The organism is Streptomyces sp. TOM-9, assembly GCF_056858595.1.
Genome location: NZ_JBXEQB010000001.1, coordinates 8530435 through 8547411 on the forward strand (window position 1 = coordinate 8530435; position 16977 = coordinate 8547411).

13 protein-coding genes are annotated in these 16977 nt (G+C 73.1%); 8 read left to right on the plus strand and 5 right to left on the minus strand.

Annotated features, from left to right (window positions below):
• Positions 1-80 precede the first annotated feature (80 nt).
• The 3 genes from AC1VWI_RS39235 to AC1VWI_RS39245 all read left to right on the plus strand — a co-directional run bounded on the left by AC1VWI_RS39235 (position 81) and on the right by AC1VWI_RS39245 (position 5443).
• A complete protein-coding gene (locus tag AC1VWI_RS39235) occupies positions 81-1868 on the plus strand; it encodes an FAD-binding dehydrogenase (RefSeq protein WP_499515805.1) in 1788 nt (595 codons plus the stop codon).
• A 266-nt stretch (positions 1869-2134) separates the two neighbouring features.
• Positions 2135-4402, plus strand: a complete 2268-nt coding sequence (locus tag AC1VWI_RS39240; RefSeq protein WP_499515806.1) for a M4 family metallopeptidase — start codon at positions 2135-2137, stop codon at positions 4400-4402.
• 114 nt (positions 4403-4516) lie between these two features.
• Positions 4517-5443 carry an aminoglycoside phosphotransferase family protein gene (locus AC1VWI_RS39245; protein WP_499515807.1) on the plus strand — a complete coding sequence of 309 codons (927 nt, stop codon included), beginning with the start codon at positions 4517-4519 and terminating at the stop codon, positions 5441-5443.
• A gap of 10 nt (positions 5444-5453) precedes the next feature.
• Here AC1VWI_RS39245 and fxlM read toward each other — a convergent pair whose 3' ends face one another.
• Together fxlM and AC1VWI_RS39255 are read right to left on the minus strand one after the other, a co-directional pair.
• A complete protein-coding gene (gene fxlM / locus AC1VWI_RS39250; protein WP_499515808.1) occupies positions 5454-7754 on the minus strand; it encodes a methyltransferase, FxLD system in 2301 nt (766 codons plus the stop codon).
• A gap of 206 nt (positions 7755-7960) precedes the next feature.
• A complete protein-coding gene (locus AC1VWI_RS39255; protein ID WP_499515809.1) occupies positions 7961-8338 on the minus strand; it encodes a VOC family protein in 378 nt (125 codons plus the stop codon).
• Positions 8339-8456: 118 nt separating this feature from the next.
• On the opposite strand from AC1VWI_RS39255, the gene AC1VWI_RS39260 reads away from it, so the two are divergent.
• A complete protein-coding gene (locus AC1VWI_RS39260; protein ID WP_499515810.1) occupies positions 8457-8924 on the plus strand; it encodes a hypothetical protein in 468 nt (155 codons plus the stop codon).
• A 20-nt stretch (positions 8925-8944) separates the two neighbouring features.
• Here the strand turns inward: AC1VWI_RS39260 and AC1VWI_RS39265 are convergent, their stop codons facing one another.
• Positions 8945-9589 carry a LysE family translocator gene (locus AC1VWI_RS39265; RefSeq protein WP_499515811.1) on the minus strand — a complete coding sequence of 215 codons (645 nt, stop codon included), beginning with the start codon at positions 9587-9589 and terminating at the stop codon, positions 8945-8947.
• A 97-nt stretch (positions 9590-9686) separates the two neighbouring features.
• The gene (locus AC1VWI_RS39270; protein ID WP_499515812.1) at positions 9687-12707 is read right to left on the minus strand and encodes a glycosyl hydrolase; all 3021 of its coding nucleotides are present in this window, start codon (positions 12705-12707) and stop codon (positions 9687-9689) included.
• A gap of 490 nt (positions 12708-13197) precedes the next feature.
• On the opposite strand from AC1VWI_RS39270, the gene AC1VWI_RS39275 reads away from it, so the two are divergent.
• Entirely contained in the window at positions 13198-14466 is a 1269-nt protein-coding gene (locus AC1VWI_RS39275) for a glycosyltransferase (protein ID WP_499515813.1), read from the plus strand.
• Here the strand turns inward: AC1VWI_RS39275 and AC1VWI_RS39280 are convergent.
• Positions 14450-14941: a YfbM family protein gene (locus AC1VWI_RS39280; protein ID WP_499515814.1), complete on the minus strand. Its 492-nt coding sequence runs from the start codon at positions 14939-14941 to the stop codon at positions 14450-14452. The genes AC1VWI_RS39275 and AC1VWI_RS39280 overlap by 17 nt on opposite strands.
• A gap of 80 nt (positions 14942-15021) precedes the next feature.
• Here AC1VWI_RS39280 and AC1VWI_RS39285 point away from each other — a divergent pair, with 80 nt between their 5' ends.
• The 3 genes from AC1VWI_RS39285 to AC1VWI_RS39295 all read left to right on the plus strand — a co-directional run bounded on the left by AC1VWI_RS39285 (position 15022) and on the right by AC1VWI_RS39295 (position 16778).
• Positions 15022-15618, plus strand: coding sequence for an MBL fold metallo-hydrolase (locus AC1VWI_RS39285; protein WP_499515815.1), 597 nt, complete (start codon positions 15022-15024; stop codon positions 15616-15618).
• Between the two features lie 164 nt (positions 15619-15782).
• A complete protein-coding gene (locus AC1VWI_RS39290) occupies positions 15783-16343 on the plus strand; it encodes a GNAT family N-acetyltransferase (RefSeq protein ID WP_499515816.1) in 561 nt (186 codons plus the stop codon).
• Between the two features lie 57 nt (positions 16344-16400).
• Positions 16401-16778 carry a cupin domain-containing protein gene (locus AC1VWI_RS39295; RefSeq protein WP_499515817.1) on the plus strand — a complete coding sequence of 126 codons (378 nt, stop codon included), beginning with the start codon at positions 16401-16403 and terminating at the stop codon, positions 16776-16778.
• The last annotated feature ends 199 nt before the right edge of the window (positions 16779-16977 follow it).

Below are 16977 nucleotides of genomic sequence, written 5' to 3' on the forward strand. Positions count from 1 at the left end.
TGTCGGCTACCGAAGGTAACAGCAAGGTCATCCGGGCAACACCCTTCGCGCATCCCCCCGCACCCTCCGGAAGGCACGCCATGGAGACAGAGACAGACCCCGCCATGCCCAGCCGGCGCCGCGTCCTGACGGCGGCGGGAGGTGTGCTCGCCGGGGCGACCGCCCTGGCGCAGGCGGCCCCGGCCCACGCGGCCGCCTCCCAGGACGCGGACGTGATCGTCATCGGCCACGGTCTGGCGGGCCTGGTCGCGACCGCGGAACTGGCCGACAAGGGACGCAAGGTGCTCCTGCTCGACCAGGAACCGGAGACCAATCTGGGCGGCCAGGCGTTCTGGTCCTTCGGCGGGCTGTTCCTCGTCGACTCCGCCGAGCAGCGGCTGATGGGCATCAAGGACTCCCGCGACCTGGCGTGGCAGGACTGGCAGGGCGCGGCCGGTTTCGACCGTGACGTCACCGACCCACACGGCCAGGACCACTGGGCCTACAAGTGGGCCGAGGCCTACGTGGACTTCGCCGCGGGGGAGAAGCGGTCCTGGCTCCACCAGCAGGGCGTGCGCTGGTTCCCGATCGTCGGCTGGGCCGAGCGCGGCGGCGGCCTCGCGGACGGCCACGGCAACTCGGTGCCCCGCTTCCACGTCACCTGGGGGACCGGCCCGGCCGTCGTCGAGCCCTTCGAGAAGCGCGTACGCGCCGCGGTCGCCAGGGGGCTGGTGAGCTTCAGGTTCCGGCACCGCGTCGACGAGCTCGTACGCACCGGCGGCGTCGTCACCGGGGTCCGCGGAGCCCTCCTGGAGCCGAGCAACGCCCCCCGGGGCACCCGCAGTTCGCGCACCGCCGTCGGAGACTTCGAGCTTCGCGCCCCGGTCGTGATCGTGACCTCGGGCGGCATCGGCGCCAACCACGACCTGGTGCGCCAGAACTGGCCGGCCCGGCTCGGCGCACCGCCGAAGAACATGATCTCCGGGGTGCCGGAGCACGTGGACGGGCGGATGCTCGCCATCACCGAGCGGGCCGGCGGGCGGATCGTCAACCCGGACCGCATGTGGCACTACACCGAAGGTCTGCAGAACTACGCCCCGATCTGGGCCAAGCACGGCATCCGCATCCTCCCCGGCCCCTCCTCGCTGTGGCTGGACGCCACCGGCAGGCGCTTCTCCGCCCCGGACCTGCCCGGGTACGACACCCTCGGCACGCTCAAGACGATCACGGGTACCGGGTACGACTACTCCTGGTTCGTGACCACCCAGAAGATCCTGGCGAAGGAGTTCGCCCTCTCCGGCTCGGAGCAGAACCCGGACCTCACCAACAAGGACATCCCCCTCACCCTCTCCCGTCTGTGGCAGACCCCGGAGCCCATCGAGCGGTTCAAGAAGAACGGCGTCGACTTCGTGGTCTCCTCCTCGCTGTCCGGGCTCGTCGCCGGGATGAACAGGCTGACCGGGGAGGACCTCATCGACCTGGCCGACCTCAAGCGGCAGATCGACGCCCGCGACCGCGAGATCGACAACCCGTACACCAAGGACGCCCAGGTGATGGGGATCCGCAACGCCCTGGCCTACCCCGGCGACTTCCTCAGCCGCACCGCCACGGCCCACAAGATCATGGACCCGGCCGCGGGACCGCTGATCGCGGTACGGCTGAACATCCTCACCCGCAAGACGCTCGGGGGTCTGCAGACCGACCTGTCCGGCCGGGTCCTGGACGCGGCCGGGGAGCCGGTGCCGGGTCTGTACGCCGCCGGTGAGGTCGCCGGCTTTGGCGGTGGCGGCGTCCACGGTTACCGCTCCCTGGAGGGCACGTTCCTCGGCGGCTGCCTCTTCTCCGGCCGTCAGGCCGGGCGTGCGGCGGCGGCCGCCACGGCGACCTGAGGGGCGTCCCGTCCGTGGCGGGCCGGTGGCCACCGGCCCGCCACCGGGGCGCGCGCCCGCCGCTGTCCGGGGAGCGGGCGGAACGCTGATCGATTTCGGACAAGATTTGTTGCCGCCATGACAATGATGTCATCCCGATGTCACGCTGTGTCCGCACCCGCACACGGACGGCGTCATCCCGCACTGCGAGCTCCGCCCCGCCCGGCCCACTCCGCCGGCGGGTCCGCACGGCCACCGTCAGCCGACCGCCGCAGGAGGAGAACTCCTTGTCCCACTTACGCACCCTGCCCCGTCACGCCAGGGCGACCGCCGTCGCCCTGACCGCCGCCGCCGCACTGCTCGGCGCGGCCCTTCCCTCAGGCGCGGCGCTCGCCACCAGCCAGGGACGGGGCAGCACGACGATCGTCGCATCCCCCCACACCGGCGCGTTCCCCGTGCGCCTGTCCCCGTCCGCCCGCGCCTCGCTGATCCGCGAGGCCGGCTCCGCGGCGCCCGCGACCGCCAAGGTGCTGCGCCTCGGGCAGCAGGAAAGACTCGTCGTCAAGGACGTCGTCAAGGACGCCGACGGCACCGTGCACACACGGTACGAACGCACCTACGCCGGACTCCCCGTGCTCGGCGGCGACCTCGTCGTCCACCGCGACGGCAACCGGCTGACCCAGGACCGCGCCACCGACGCGACGCTGTCCGTGCCCGGTACGCGGCCCGCGGTCGCGGCGGCCACCGCCGGGAAGAAGGCCCTCGCCGCCGCGCCCCGTACCGGAAACCCCCGTACGGCCGGGGAACCGCGGCTCGTCGTCTGGGCCGCGACCGGCAGGCCGGCACTGGCCTGGGAGACCGTCGTCACCGCCACCCAGGCCGACGGCACGCCCAGCGAACTGCACGTCGTCACCGACGCCCGCACGGGCAAGGAGCTCTCTCGCTCCGAAGGCGTCAAGACCGGCACCGGAACCGGCGCCTTCGTCGGCACCGTCCCCCTCGGCACCACGGAGGCCGGCGGTGCCTACGAACTCCGCGACGGCACCCGGGGCGGCCACTACACCACCGACCTGAACAACACGACTTCCTCCGGCACCGGCACCCTCTTCACCGACGCCGACGACGTCTGGGGCGACGGCACCGTCGCCAACCGCCAGTCCGCGGGCGTGGACGCGCACTTCGGTGCCGGCGCGACCTGGGACTACTACCAGGACACCTTCGGCCGCAACGGCATCTACAACGACGGCGACGGGCGCTACAGCCGCACCCACTACGGCAGCAACTACGTCAACGCCTACTGGAGCGACACCTGCCGCTGCATGACCTACGGCGACGGCTCGGGCAACACCCACCCCCTCACCGCCATCGACGTGGCCGGGCACGAGATGAGCCACGGCGTCACCAGCGCCACCGCCGACCTCAACTACAGCGGTGAGTCCGGCGGCCTGAACGAGGCCACCTCCGACATCTTCGGCACCATGGTCGAGTTCCACGCGGACCTCGCCGCCGACACCCCCGACTACCTCATCGGCGAAGAGATCGACATCAACGGCGACGGCACCCCGCTGCGCTACATGGACAAGCCCTCCAAGGACGGCGACTCGCGCGACTACTGGTCGTCCTCGCTCGGCGGCGTCGACGTCCACTACTCGTCGGGCCCGGCCAACCACTTCTTCTACCTGCTCGCCGAGGGCAGCGGCCCGAAGACCGTCAACGGCGTGGCCTACGACAGCCCCACCTACGACGGCGTCCCGGTCCCCGGCATCGGCGCCGCCAACGCCGCCGCGATCTGGTACCGGGCACTGACCACGTACATGACCTCGACCACCGACTACGCCGGAGCCCGCACCGCGACCCTCCAGGCCGCGGCCGACCTCTTCGGCGCCTACAGCCCGACGTACGTCACCGTCGCCAACACCTGGGCGGCCATCAACGTCGGCCGCCGCATCGTCGACGGCATCGACCTGATCCCGCCCGGCGACCAGATCAGCGGCGTCGGCCAGACGGTCTCCCTGCAGGTCGAGGCGACCACCAGCAACGCCGGCGCCACCCTGGAGTACGAGGCCACCGGGCTGCCCGACGGCGTGGGCATCGACCGGGACACCGGCCTGATCTCCGGCACACCGGACTCCACCGGCACCCACGAGGTCACGGTCACCGTCACCGACAGCACCGGCGACACCGCCTCCACCGGGTTCACCTGGACGGTCGCCTACGTCTACGGCAACGGCACCCGCGTCGACATCCCCGACGCCGGCGCCGCCGTCGAGTCGCCGATCACCGTGACGGGCCGCGGCGGCCACGCCTCCGCCGTCACCCAGGTCCACGTGAAGATCGTCCACACCTGGCGCGGCGACCTCGTCGTCGACCTGCTCGGGCCCAGCGGCAGCACCTACCCGCTGCTCAACCAGACCGGCGGGTCCGCCGACAACGTCGACCAGACCTTCACGGTCGACGCCTCCGCCGAGACGATCGACGGCACCTGGAAGCTCCGCGTCCGCGACGCCGTCGCGCTCGACACCGGCTACATCGAGAACTGGACCATCACCCCGTAGCGGACCACACTCCGCTCCGCCGGCGGGCCGGGCCACCCCCCTCCCGGCCCGCCGGCGCCCCACGTCCCCGATAACCCGTTGCCGCGGGCCGACACGGCGGGTGATCATCGCGGGATGATCACGACCCCGCCCGACGGCCGCGCCGGAATCGACGCGTCACTGGTCAAGCGCCTGCTCGCGGCACAGTTCCCGCAGTGGGGCCACCTGCCCGTCACCCCGGTGGAGGCCGACGGCTGGGACAACCGCACCTACCGCCTCGGGCACGCCATGACGGTCCGTCTGCCCACCGCCGAAGGCTACGTCCCCGCGGTGGCCAAGGAGAACGAGTGGCTGCCCCGGCTCGCGCCCTCGCTCCCCGTCGCCGTCCCGTCCGTGCTCGGCATGGGCGACCCGGGCGAGGGCTACCCCTTCCCCTGGTCCGTACGCGGCTGGCTGCCCGGCGGGACCGCCGCCCCCGAACGCATCGCCGACCTCAGCCGGTTCGCCGTGGACCTCGGCGAGTTCCTCCTTGCGCTCCAAGGCTGCGACCCCACCGGCGGCCCGGCCGCCGGCCGCCACAGCTGGTACCGGGGCACCTCACCCGCCCACTACGACGATGAGACCCGCCGCTGCCTGGCCCTCCTCGACGGCCACGTCGACACCGCCCGCGCCCGCGCCGTCTGGGACGCCGCCCTCGCCGCCGAGTGGCACGGCCGACCCCTCTGGTTCCACGGCGACATCGCCTCCGGCAACCTCCTCGTCCGCGACGGCGAACTCGCCGCCGTCATCGACTTCGGCACCTCCGGCGTCGGCGACCCCGCCTGCGACCTGGTCATCGCCTGGACCATGTTCTCCGGCGCCGGCCGCGAGACGTTCCGCCGCACGGTCCGCCAGGACCCCGCCACCTGGGCCCGCGCCCGCGGCTGGGCCCTGTGGAAGTCACTGCTCGTGCTCGCCGACACCCTCACCACCGACCCGGCCCGCGCCGAGGTCAACCGGCACGTCATCACCGAAGTCCTCGACGACCACGACCACTTCGCGCGGGCGGCCGTGGCGGGGTGAGGACGCCGGATCAGGCGTCCGCGGCGGTGCCGGGCCATCGGAGGACCAGGCGGGTGAAGACCTTGTCGATCACGTGTCCCGCCGGGAGTTCGTGGTCCGGGGTGCCCGCGGGATGGACGGACAGGGCCGGATACCCGGTGCCGCGGACGTGCCGGTCCCAGGCGCGGACGCACGCGACCAGGCGCTCGGCCGACAGGGGCCCGGCCGCGCCGTAGGCGTGGACGACGAGTTCCAGGCGCCGCCCCCGGACCTCCGGCCCGCCCGGGACCTCAACGTAGGTGAGGTGGGCGAGGGAGCCGTCCGCCACCACGGCGGCGGCGTTCCCGCTCTTGGGAAGGGCCACGCGCCCTGGACGCCGTGAACCGCCCCGCACCAGGCGGCAGAAGCCGGGCAACGTGGTGGCCGCGAACAGCTCAAGCGTCTCCAGGGACTCCTCGGCCGCGACGGTGACGCCGGTCCTCGACTCGTGACGCCCGCCGCGCAGCGTGTCCCCGACGCCGGCCGTGTCCGGCACGGTGCCGTCCCCGAAGCACAGTTGCAGCCCGGCGCCGGCAAGGTCGACCACCGGAAGGGTCCGTGCCGCGGCCCCGCGGTCGCGGACGAATCCGCAGTACGTCCATCCGCGGGAGCGCAGCACCTCACCCTCCTTCCGGAGGGCGATGGCGCGGGTGTAGCCGTGGATCTCCAGGGGCAGGACGAGATACCGCCCGTCGGCGAGCTGGCGGCCCCACTCGGGGGAGACGTCCCAGGTCCGGTAGGTGATCACACTCGCGTCGAAACCGCCCCGCGGGACGTGACCCGGCGCCCCGTGCCCGCCGTCGCCGAGCACGACGGTGACGCGGCCGCTCCCTGCCTCCGCGGTGAGGCGCCTGGTGCGACGGACCACGTACGGGTCGACGTCGACCGTGACGACCCGTCCTGCCGGACCGACGACGTGGGCGATGAGTTCCGCGTTGTACCCCCCGGATCCGGCCTCGAACACCGTCATGCCCGGCTCCAGACGCATCTTCTCGAGCATGTCGGCCTGCAGCCACGGCGCGGAGACGGAGCTGACGGACTCCCCGCTCGCCGTGCGCCGGGTGACGACGGCGAGATCGTGGTCGTACGCGGTGGCCGGCGGGCTCTCGGGGACGTACCTGTGCCGCGGCACGGACCGGAGGGCCTCCTGGACCGGGGGCGAGGGGGCCCAGCCGCCACGGACCACGTCGTCGGCCATGCGCCCGCGCAACCGCGCCGCCGGTGCCGGTTCGCCCTCGACCGGGGGTTGCCGGCCGGCCGTCCCATAGGTCGTCATGGACGGCTGGTCCGGCACGACACCGGGCCATACGGTGGCGAGGGCCTGTGCGGACGGCGCGAAGACAGGCCCGAGCGCGGCGAGGGCGTGCAGCTCGTGCCACTCCCACCGCAGGAAGCGGTCCGGCTCGCGCACGGTGGGTTCGCCGGACCAGGAGACGGCCCGGACGACGGCGGAGAGGCGGCGGACACGGCCGCGGTCGTCGTGGAGGATCGCCACCAGATGGACGTCCTGCGTCCCGCAGGACAGGCCGGTCTCCTCGGCCAGTTCCCGTACCGCGGTCTCCGGGAAGGTCTCGCCCGGTTCGACGCGGCCGCCGGGCAGTTCCCACATGCCCTCGGCGGAACGCCCCAGGAGCACGCGGCCGCAGCCGTCCGTGACGACCACGCACGCACCGGCGACCGCCGCCGCGTCCGGTTCGCCCTCCTTCTCCACGGCCGTGAACACCGGGCACGGATCGCGCAGGACGAGCACGGCGAGCCCCTCGGCGTCGAAGCGGTCCACCGAGGCCCATCCCTCGACGAGGACGCCGATCTCGTCCTCGTCCAGGGCGATGCTCCTCCGCTCCTGCGGGGTGTTCGCGGCCAGGGGCGTGATCACCACCAGGGCACCCCCGGGGCGGAGGCGGGCCGCGAGACGAAGCAGTACGCGGGAGCGATCACGGAGGAACGCGAGCACCAGGCGCAGCGTGATGAGGTCGTATCCGGCTTCGTCCAGCTCGGCGGGGGCCTCGCGCTCGACGTCGCCGCACAACCACCGCACGCCCCCCGAGGCGTGCGCACGCTGTGCGGCCCTCTGCAGGGCGCTCTCGGTGAAGTCGACGCCGTCCACCGCGTACCCGAGCCCCGCAAGGTGCAGGGCCAGCTCCCCGGTGCCGCAGCCCACGTCCAGCGCGCGCGACCCGCTCACGGCCGGAACGTGCTCGGCGAGCAGGTCGCGTTCCGTTGCGGTGAGCCCACGGAAATCCCGCCCCGCGGTGTAGTGCTCGTCCCATGCTGTCCGGCTCGTGTAGGCCAACGGAACACTCCTGTCGCGTGGGTGACGGGCGGGCCGGGCAAGGGCCGTTCCACCGGGTCCAACGAGCAGGAGGGGCCCGACGACCGGGCCGCTTTCGGCCGTCGTGGGGGCGTTGTCGCGTCGGGGGCACGGCGCTTGTGCCGTACACCGACCCTTGGCGCACCGGCACTCCTCGCTAGGCGATGATGGCCGAAACGCCGGCCGGCTCAGCCCGCGCGTTCCGCCGCGCTGCGCTCCACGCAGAACTCGTTGCCCTCCGGGTCGGCGAGCACCACCCAGCCCGTGCCGTCCGGGCGGCGCCGGTCGTCGACCTGCGTCGCGCCGAGCAGGAGGAGGCGCTCGACCTCTTCGTCCCGCGTGCGGTCCTGCGGCTGGACGTCCAGGTGCACGCGGTTCTTGACGGTCTTGGGGTCCGGAACGGTCACGAAGAGGATGCCGGGGCCGCCGGCGACCTCGATCAGGGCTTCCTCGTCACCGGGTTTGTCGTCCTCGTGGAGCGGACGGTCCAGGACGAGGGACCAGAAGCTCGCCAGACGGTGGGCGTCGGCGCAGTCGATCGTGATGTGGCGCATTGCGGAGGTCATGGGGCGGATTGTGGTCCACGGCGCCGGACCGGGGCAACGCGGTTGTGTCAGGGGCGGCCGATAGCGTTCACGTGTCCCCCGCGGGATCCCGTGAGCCCGGAAGCAGGAAGCGACAGCCGTGAGCGATGACCTCCTGTCGGTCATACCGACCGACCCCCGGTGGCAGCCCGACCCTGATGCGGCAGAGCGTGCCGTCGCCCTCGTCGCCTCGTTGGAACCCGAGGACCCCGACGGTGCGGACATCGAGATCGAGGTCAGCCGGTACGACACCATCACGCCGGTCGAGTGCGGCGGCAATCTGGTCGCCATCGGGTGCCCGTTGTGCGGTGGCCTCGTCGACACCGCCTGGTGGTCGGAGGTGTTGGACGCGCACCGGGACGAAGGCTTCGTGACGCTGTCGGTCGACGTCCCGTGCTGCGGGGGTGCCACGTTGCTGGACGAACTGCACTACGACTGGCCGTGCGGGTTCGCGCGCTTCGAGATCGCCGTGTGGAACCCCCGCCGTGACTGGTTCGGCGACGACGAACTGGCCGCCGTCGGTGAAGCGCTCGGCCACCCCGTCCGGCAGATCAGGGCTCACGTCTGAACGGGCCGGGTACCGGCCCGTCAGTCCGCGCGCCCGGTCGCGGCCACGGTCACGCCGAGGCCGATCATCGCCAGCCCGCCGGCGCCGCCGATCGCGGACAGGCGGCGGTCGGAGCGGCCCAGCCAGACGCGGGCGGCGGAGGCGGTCAGGCCCCACAGGGTGTCGCTGACGAGGCCGATGCCGATGGGGACGAGGCCGAGGAGCAGCATCTGCGCGGGCAACGACCCGGCGGAGTGGTCCACGAACTGGGGGAGCACGGCGGCGAAGAAGACGATGCCCTTGGGGTTGGTGACCCCGACCGCGAGGCCGTCCGCGACGGTCCGCAGGTTGCCGCGGGCCGCCCGGTCGGGGGCGTCCATCGCGCCGACCGTCAGCTCCCGGCGGTGCCGGAACGCCTTCACGCCGAGGAAGACGAGGTAGGCGGCGCCGGCCAGTTTCACCACCAGGAAGAGCGTCAGGGACCGCTCGATCAGCGAGCCCAGGCCGAACGCCACGGCCACCACCAGCAGGTACGAGCCGATGAAGTTGCCCAGCACCGACGCGAGGGCGGTGCGGCGGCCGTGCGCCAGGGCGCGGCCGATGACGAAGAGCACGCTGGGCCCGGGGATGACGATGACGAGCAGGGACATCGCCGCGAACGCGAGCAGCCGGTCGGTGGACACCATGGTCCCTCACCTCCGCGGCCATTGAACCAGGTGCCCGGGGTGCCCTGCCGGTCGTGCGGCGGCCGGCAGGGAACCCCGGGGACGGGACCGGGACCCGTCAGTCCCGGCCCACCACGGCCTGGGCGTAGGGGACCAGCCGCACCGGCCCGACGAGCCCGGTGCGCTGCGAGGCGGCACCGCCGTACACGGACGGGTCGCTGACGCGCAGCCGGTTGAGCAGCGGCGTGGCCACCTCGACCTCGATCGTGTTGCTGCCGCGGCGGAGCAGCCCGCCGAGGTCCACCACGGGGTTGATGTGGCTGGTGACCGGTGCCGGCCGCCCGTTGACGCTGACCCGGAAGGTGTCGGTGACCTCGCCGAGGTCGAGCAGGGCGCCGAGGTCGCCGCTCCAGGACCGGTCGAGTTCGACGGTGGCGCGGTAGCGGCCGATGCCGGCGGCGTCCGTGAGTTCCGGGATGGCGTTCCACGGCGCCAGGGCGGCGAGGGCGATCCGGTGCCGGACGACGGTGGTGCGGTCCGGGTCCGCGCCGGGACGCCAGTCCTCCGCGTCCAGGGTCCAGGAGGTGAGCTCCCGGGGCGCGGGCACCTCCCCGACGACGGTGCCGACCGACCCCCCGCGCGACAGCGTCGTGGTGTAGGTGCCGGCGGCGCGGGCGCGCAGGACGAGCCGGCCGTCGTCGAAGCGCACGTCGTCCGCGTCCGTGGTGACGGCGTGGGTACGGCCGGGCTTGCCGTGGAACCGTCCCGGCGGCGCGAAGGCCACGACCATCGACTCGGCCGGCTGCAGCGCCACCCGGAAGGTGAACAGGTCGCCGTCCTGCGCGTACAGGGCCAGCGGCCGGGCCTCGCCCGTCCACGGGTCCAGCAGGTACGGCACCGCGCCCGAGCGGGTGCGGCGTACCGTGACGGCGTGGTCGATCGCGGCGACGGGGGGCTTCACGGTCTCGGCGTGCTTGCCGTTGACGAGGTAGAACCAGTCGACGCCCTCGTCGAAGCGGTGCATCGTGAGCAGCGTCGAGGGCACGGCGTAGCTCACGTCGGGCACCAGACCGAGGTCCGTGAGGGCCTGACCCACCGCCGTCTTGTCGGTGACCTGCCGGACCCGCGGCTGAGCCAGCAACTCGGTGACGAGCGCGCGGAGTTGCTGCAGGGTGGAGTCGTCCTCCACGCCGGGCGTCGTGACCGTCGTCCAGTCGCCGAGCAGGACGACCGGCAGCCCGGCCCGTGTCAGGCGCAGCAGGTGGCGCGCGTCCGGGAGGGTGAGGGTGACCGCCGAGCCGGAGAAGAAGTCGCCCTCGACGAACAGCGCCCGGTAGGCGGGGCCGTCGGGGGCCAGCCGGCCGTCGCGGACCTTCGCCGACGGAAGGTCCAGCAGGGGCCCGCTGAGGAACTGGTGGGTCCAGCCGAGCGGCACGCCCGTCGAGGTGAACCAGGACGCGCCGATGCCCGTCGCGGTGTAGCCGGTCTGCCGGAAGACGGCGACGTCGATCCGGGAGGTGCCGCGCTGCATGGCGTGGTGCACCCGGGACAGGTACCCGGACACGTCGGTGACGTGCCGCCACGTCGGGTGCCGCGGGCCCCAGGACTCGCCGTAGCCGACGGTGCCGTTGTACGGGGTGAAGGCCGCGTAGCCGGGCCACTTCACCCCGGGCAGCGTGGCGTACGAGAAGCCGTGCACGACGGTCTGGTTGACGCCGGCCGCGTACGCGCCGCCCATGGTGCGCAGGAACTTATCCCACGTGGTGCTGTACGCGGAGCCGGTGTAGGCGCCTGCCTCGCAGGACAGCACCGTGTGGCCCGCCATGTCCCGGCCGCCGGCCAGGCAGCGGTAGTCGTCGAGGTTCTTGAAGCCCAGCGACTCGCCCTCGGGGATGTCCAGCAGCGCGGCGGACCGGATGGCGTCGGTCTGCAGGCCGTACGGCTGCGCGCGCATCCCCAGGCCCAGCGAGTGCGCCCAGCCGCGCAGCGCCGTGAGGTGGTGGGTGTTGTACAGGTCGCTGACGGTGTCCCAGAAGTCGTGCCGTATCTGGCGGGTCGCGACGGCGTCGTAGGCGTAGACCTGGTTGCCGCCGCTCATCGCGATGACCGGCAGGACGGGCAGCAGCGGGTAGCCGTTGCGCTCCTCGAAGGCGGCGGGCAGCCCGGGGGTCCAGGGCAGCGCCTTGGTCTCGATCTCCAGGGAGTCCTCGAACAGGACGCCGCCGGCGCTCTTGAGGAGGCCCCTGATCTCCTTCGTGAGCAGGTTGCGCTCCCAGAAACCGGTGACGGCGGCGGTGCCGGCCGCGCTGAAGTGGTCCACGACGTACGCGGTGGGCGAGGTGTGCGGACCGCCCTCGGGGGTCTGCCCGGTGCCGCGCTGCCAGAAGGCGGTGAGCACCCAGTCGCCCCCGCCGGGCGCGGTCCAGTCCACGGCGCCGTCGGCGACGTGCTCGGTGAGGTCCTGGACGCTCGCGCGGTCCAGGCCGGTCTCCTTGCGGGTGGCGTTCTCGGGGGCGATCCGGGTGGCCAGCAGGCCCAGCAGCCGCTGCCGGGTGACCCCGGACGCGGGGGCCGCGGCGGGGGCCGGCACGGGGCCCGAGTAGGCCGTTCCGGCGGCCACGGTGACGGCGCCGAGGGCGAGTTCCTGCACCGCGGCATCGCTGTCGGGGGTGATCCCGGGGACGGCCGCGGGCCAGCTGGGGCCGATGGTGAGGTCGATGGTGACGCCCCTGCGGCGGGCCTGGTCCAGGGCCGCGTGGACGCCGGCGACCCAGGCGGGGCTGCCCCAGCCGTGGTGCTCGGTGTCCAGGACGGAGGTGTCCTTCACGCTGTGGTGGACGGCGGCGATCTCGGCGCCGCCGAACCCGGCGTCGGCGATCTGGTCGACCTCGCGTCTGATCTCGTCGGGGTCAACCAGCCCGTCCGGCCACCACCAGCGGAACTTCGGCCGCACCGCGCTCCCCGGCGCGGCGAACGCGCCCGCCGCGCCGCCCGCGCCCGCCGTCCCGGTCCGCGCCTCGGCGGCGGCAGCGGGCAGTGCGGGGGCCAGGGCCGCCGCGGTTCCCGCGACGGCGGTGGCGATGAGGAGGCTGCGACGGGAAACCCCGCCGGCCTCGGGGCGGTTGCTGTCGTCGTGCATGGTTCCGTAGCTCCCCGGAGTGAGAGGTGGAGGTGCCTTTCATCCCGGAGTGATCAGTGCCGAGATGCAACGCGCTGCTGATCGAACCGTGCATTGAACCGTTTCAATCTCCGCGGAGGCTACAGCGAGGTCCCGGGTGGGGGCAAGGTCCCGGCGGCCGCGAACCTCGACGGGTGTGGTGGGGGAGGCCTGCGCCGCCGTCAGGAGCAGGCGTGCCACGGCTTGTGCCGGACCTCCGCGGCGGGTGCGGACCGTGAGATGAGAACGTTTCAGGCAGGGATGGCGAGCACGCGGTCGCGATGGGTTCCGAGGTCGCCGGGAAGGTGCGGCGCAATCCGCCGTGCGGGAGGGACTCGATGAAATCCGGCACGCATGGCGTCCCCTTCCGGCGTTTCCACCGTATAGCGCACGGGAGGTCTTGCCGCAAGGCCCCCACAGGGGGCGAAAATCGCTCCTCACGCGCCGGGGAATGGCGCAGGACGGGAGCGAGATGCGTTTTCTGTTGTCCACGATCGGGACGCGCGGCGAAGTCCAGCCACTGGTCGCGCTGGCGGTGGAATTGAAGGCCATGGGGCATGAGGTGGTGGTGTGCGCGCCTCCCGATTTCCGTGAGTGGGCAGGATCCCTGGGAATCACGTACGTGCCCGTCGGACCCGAACTGCGCGGGACCGCGAAGCAGAGTGCCGGAGCCGTTCCGACGCCGGAGCAACGGCGCCTGATGATCGAGGGCACGGTCGCCACGCAGTTCGAGGCCGTGGGCGCGGCCGCCGAGGGCTGCGACGCCGTCGTGGCGGGCGGGGCCCTGGCCGTCGCCGCCCGCTCGGTGGCCGAACAGCGGGGCATCTGCTACGTGTACGCGGCGTTCGCCCCCGTCACCCTGCCCTCCGAGCGGCACGCACCGCCCGTCTTCGGCATGCTCGGGCAGCAACCCGCGGCCGGGAACGCCGACCACCGCGCGCTCTGGGCCGAGGACGCCGCACGCTGGAACGCCCTGTGGGCCGGCCCCCTCAACGCCCGCCGCGCCGCCGCCGGACTGCCGCCGGCCGAGGACGTGCGCGCCCACATCTTCACCGCCTCCCCGTGGCTCGCCGCGGATCCGGTGCTGGCCCCCTGGCCCCAGCCGTCCGCAGCACTCGACGTGCTCCAGACGGGCGCCTGGCTGCTCCCGGACGACCGGCCGCTGTCCCCCGAGGTGGAGGCGTTCCTGGACTCCGGGGAGCCACCCGTCTACTGCGGCTTCGGCAGCGTGCGCGCACCGGACGGCGTCGCCGGCACGGTGATCGGCACCGCCCGCGCGCTCGGACGACGCGTCATCGTGTCCCGGGGCTGGGCCGATCTGGCGCCCGTGGACGACGGTCCCGACTGCTTGACGATCGGCGAGGTGAACCAGCGGGCGCTCTTCCCGCGCGTCGCCGCGGTGATGCACCACGGCGGCGCCGGCACGACCACCGCGGCAACGGCCGCGGGGACACCGCAGGTCGTCCTCCCGCAGATGTTCGACCAGTTCTACTTTGCGGGCCGCGTCGCCCGGCTCGGCATCGGCAGCGCCCCTCCCGCCGGCGCCCCCGCAGCGGAGCCGCTGCGCACGGCGCTTCGCGCCGCCCTCGCCCCGGAGGTGGCCGAGCGGGCCCGGTCCGTCGCCGGCACCGTCCGCACGGACGGCGCGCGGACCGCCGCGCGGCGCCTGGCCGAGGGGGCCCGGCGCACCGGTCGCCCAGCCCGCCCCGCCCGCTCCTCGACGCCTACTGGTCGACGGTGAAGATCACGGCACGGCCCTCCCGTGCCGCCGCCCGGTAGAAGTCCTTCAGCCCGGGCAGGAACGCCTCGGTGTAGGCCAGGTCCTCCGCGTCGCCGGTGCCCTGGTAGGCCTCGAAGGTGAGCGTGGCGAAGCGCTCGCGCAGCCACGCGGCGTCCAGCGGCTCCAGGGCCGCCGCGACCCCTCGAACCTGGTCCGCGGTGACGTGGCAGACGATGTAGTCGTCCTCTTCGTGGAGCGGTACCCCGCCGAGGATGACGTGCGACAGGGGGAATTCGCCGTTGTCGAAGCTCAGGTCACCGTCCGTGAAGCACCGGTGCAACGCGTCCCATGACGAGTCGAGTTCGCACAGGTGGTCGCTGTCCCAGCGCTCCTCGATCTCCTCGACGACCGCGGCCAGCGCGTCGTCGTCCTCGCAGGCCAGAATGCGTGCGGAGTCGGTTTCGTCCAAGGCGAAGAGAACGGCGCGGGTCCCCATCGTGCCCTCCCGGCGGGTGCTCGGATGCGGTGCGGTGCGATCCAACCACACGGCCGTCCGGGCTCCGCTACGTTCGGGCCATGCGGATCACCAAGTACACCCACGCTTGCGTGCGCATCGAGCACGAGGGGCGCGTACTCGTCGTCGACCCCGGGACGTGGAGCGAGCCGGCCGCGCTGACCGGGGCGGACGCCGTACTCGTGACGCACGAGCACATCGACCACGTCGACGTCCTGCGCCTGGCCGGGCTCGGCGTACCGGTCCACGCCCCCGCCGACGCGGACGTCCCCCGGCTGGAGGCGATCCGGGTCACCCCCGGTGCGGAGTTCACCGCCGCGGGTTTCCGCGTGCGCGCGGTCGGCGGCCGTCACGCGCCCGTCCACGCGGGCCGGCCCGCCTGCGCCAACCTCGGTTACGTCATCGACGACGCCGTCTACCACCCCGGTGACGCCCTGCACGTGCCCGGGCAGCCGATCGAGACGCTCATGGTTCCGCTCCAGGCCTCCTGGCTGAAGACGACCGAGGCGATCGGCTTCGTCAACGCGGTCGCACCGCGCCGGGCGTTCGGGATCCACGACGGCCAGATCAACGAGCGCGGCCTCAGTAGCGTCAACGGCTGGCTCGCGGAACGGACCGACCACGGCTACCGGTACCTGCGGCCCGGCGAATCGCTCTGAACGTGAGGGTGTTTCCCCCGGAAACGGCGACGACGACAGCGGCAGACCGGCGGCCGGCCGGCCCTCCGGCGCGCACCGCGGGCGTCCACGCACAGATGGCCCGCGGGTGAACGCCGTTCGTCGGGAAGCGGTACCACGGGGGCCGGCGGCACTACGATCGCGCGATGGCTGACGACACCTTCCTCACGCACGGCCCCCGGGTTGCCATCCGGCGGATCACCGCACGGGACCACGAAGAGATCGGCGCGCTCTCCCGGGAGAGCGCCGCACTGCACGCGCCCTGGGTGCCCGCGTGGGAGCACACGCCCGAGTCCTTCGGTGCCTGGGTCGGGCGCTTCGACCACCCGACGCACGAGGGATTCGTGATCTGCCTCCCCGGGACCGGCGCCATCGTCGGCGGGGTCAACATCAACGACATCGTCAGGGGCACCATTCAGAGTGGTGCCCTCGGCTACGTCGCGTACGCGTCGACCGCGGGTCGCGGCTACATGACGGAGGGGCTGCGGTTGGTGATGGCGTACGCCTTCGGCGACCTCGGCCTGCACCGGCTGGAGGCCAACATCCAGCCCGCGAACGTGGCGTCGATCAGGCTGGTGGAGCGGCTGGGCTTCGAGCGCGAGGGGTACTCCCCGCGCTTCCAGTACCTGGACGGCGCCTGGCGGGGCCACGAACGGTGGGCCGTGACGGCCGAGATGGCGATGGGCGAACCCCGCGAGGCGGACTGAGGCACGCACACCGCCGGGCGCCGGGGACGGTCGCGCCGCGGTGTTAGCGTCCCGGCCATGGACGACAGCGTTTACGTGGGCAATGCCGGTGAGGACGCGCCGCTCGACAAGGGGTGGCTGCTGGGGCACTTCAAGGAGGCGGGCGACCCCCGGCACAGTGACGCCGTGGAGATCAAGTGGGGCGTCCATCCGGCGGGGGACGAGCGCGGGGAGTGGGTGCGCGGCGAGGAGCGGACGGCGCTGCAGGTCCTCGTCAGCGGGCGGTTCCGGGTCGACTTCCCCGGGCGGTCCGTGGTGCTGGCGCGTCAGGGGGACTACGTCGTCTGGGGCAAGGGCGTGGACCACTCGTGGGTGGCGGAGGAGGACTCGACGGTGCTGACCGTCCGCTGGCCGTCCGTGCCCGGATACGCCGTCCCGGCCGCCGAGGAGGAGTAGCGGCCCCGCCCCGCGGCCCGCGGGGAGCTGGCTCGAAATTTTCGGCGGCACCGCCGAGTTGAGCCGCCCGACGCCGCCGACGGCCCCACCGGCCCCGCATTGATCAGGGAAAAGGTCCGCAGATCCGCATCATCCGGGCGGTGTGGCGTGTCCGCCACCGTGGCTGAAACTGATCGCTCGGCTTCGTCACTTCACTGTT

What these genes read in the sequence shown, in the direction of transcription:
- AC1VWI_RS39290 (WP_499515816.1), top strand. Translation starts at nt 15,783, where the DNA reads ATGGCTGACGACACCTTCCTCACGCACGGCCCCCGGGTTGCCATCCGG.
- AC1VWI_RS39285 (WP_499515815.1), top strand. Translation starts at nt 15,022, where the DNA reads ATGCGGATCACCAAGTACACCCACGCTTGCGTGCGCATCGAGCACGAG.
- AC1VWI_RS39255 (WP_499515809.1), bottom strand. Translation starts at nt 8,338, where the DNA reads ATGACCTCCGCAATGCGCCACATCACGATCGACTGCGCCGACGCCCAC.
- AC1VWI_RS39295 (WP_499515817.1), top strand. Translation starts at nt 16,401, where the DNA reads ATGGACGACAGCGTTTACGTGGGCAATGCCGGTGAGGACGCGCCGCTC.
- AC1VWI_RS39270 (WP_499515812.1), bottom strand. Translation starts at nt 12,707, where the DNA reads ATGCACGACGACAGCAACCGCCCCGAGGCCGGCGGGGTTTCCCGTCGC.
- AC1VWI_RS39280 (WP_499515814.1), bottom strand. Translation starts at nt 14,941, where the DNA reads ATGGGGACCCGCGCCGTTCTCTTCGCCTTGGACGAAACCGACTCCGCA.
- AC1VWI_RS39235 (WP_499515805.1), top strand. Translation starts at nt 81, where the DNA reads ATGGAGACAGAGACAGACCCCGCCATGCCCAGCCGGCGCCGCGTCCTG.
- AC1VWI_RS39245 (WP_499515807.1), top strand. Translation starts at nt 4,517, where the DNA reads ATGATCACGACCCCGCCCGACGGCCGCGCCGGAATCGACGCGTCACTG.
- AC1VWI_RS39265 (WP_499515811.1), bottom strand. Translation starts at nt 9,589, where the DNA reads ATGGTGTCCACCGACCGGCTGCTCGCGTTCGCGGCGATGTCCCTGCTC.
- AC1VWI_RS39275 (WP_499515813.1), top strand. Translation starts at nt 13,198, where the DNA reads ATGCGTTTTCTGTTGTCCACGATCGGGACGCGCGGCGAAGTCCAGCCA.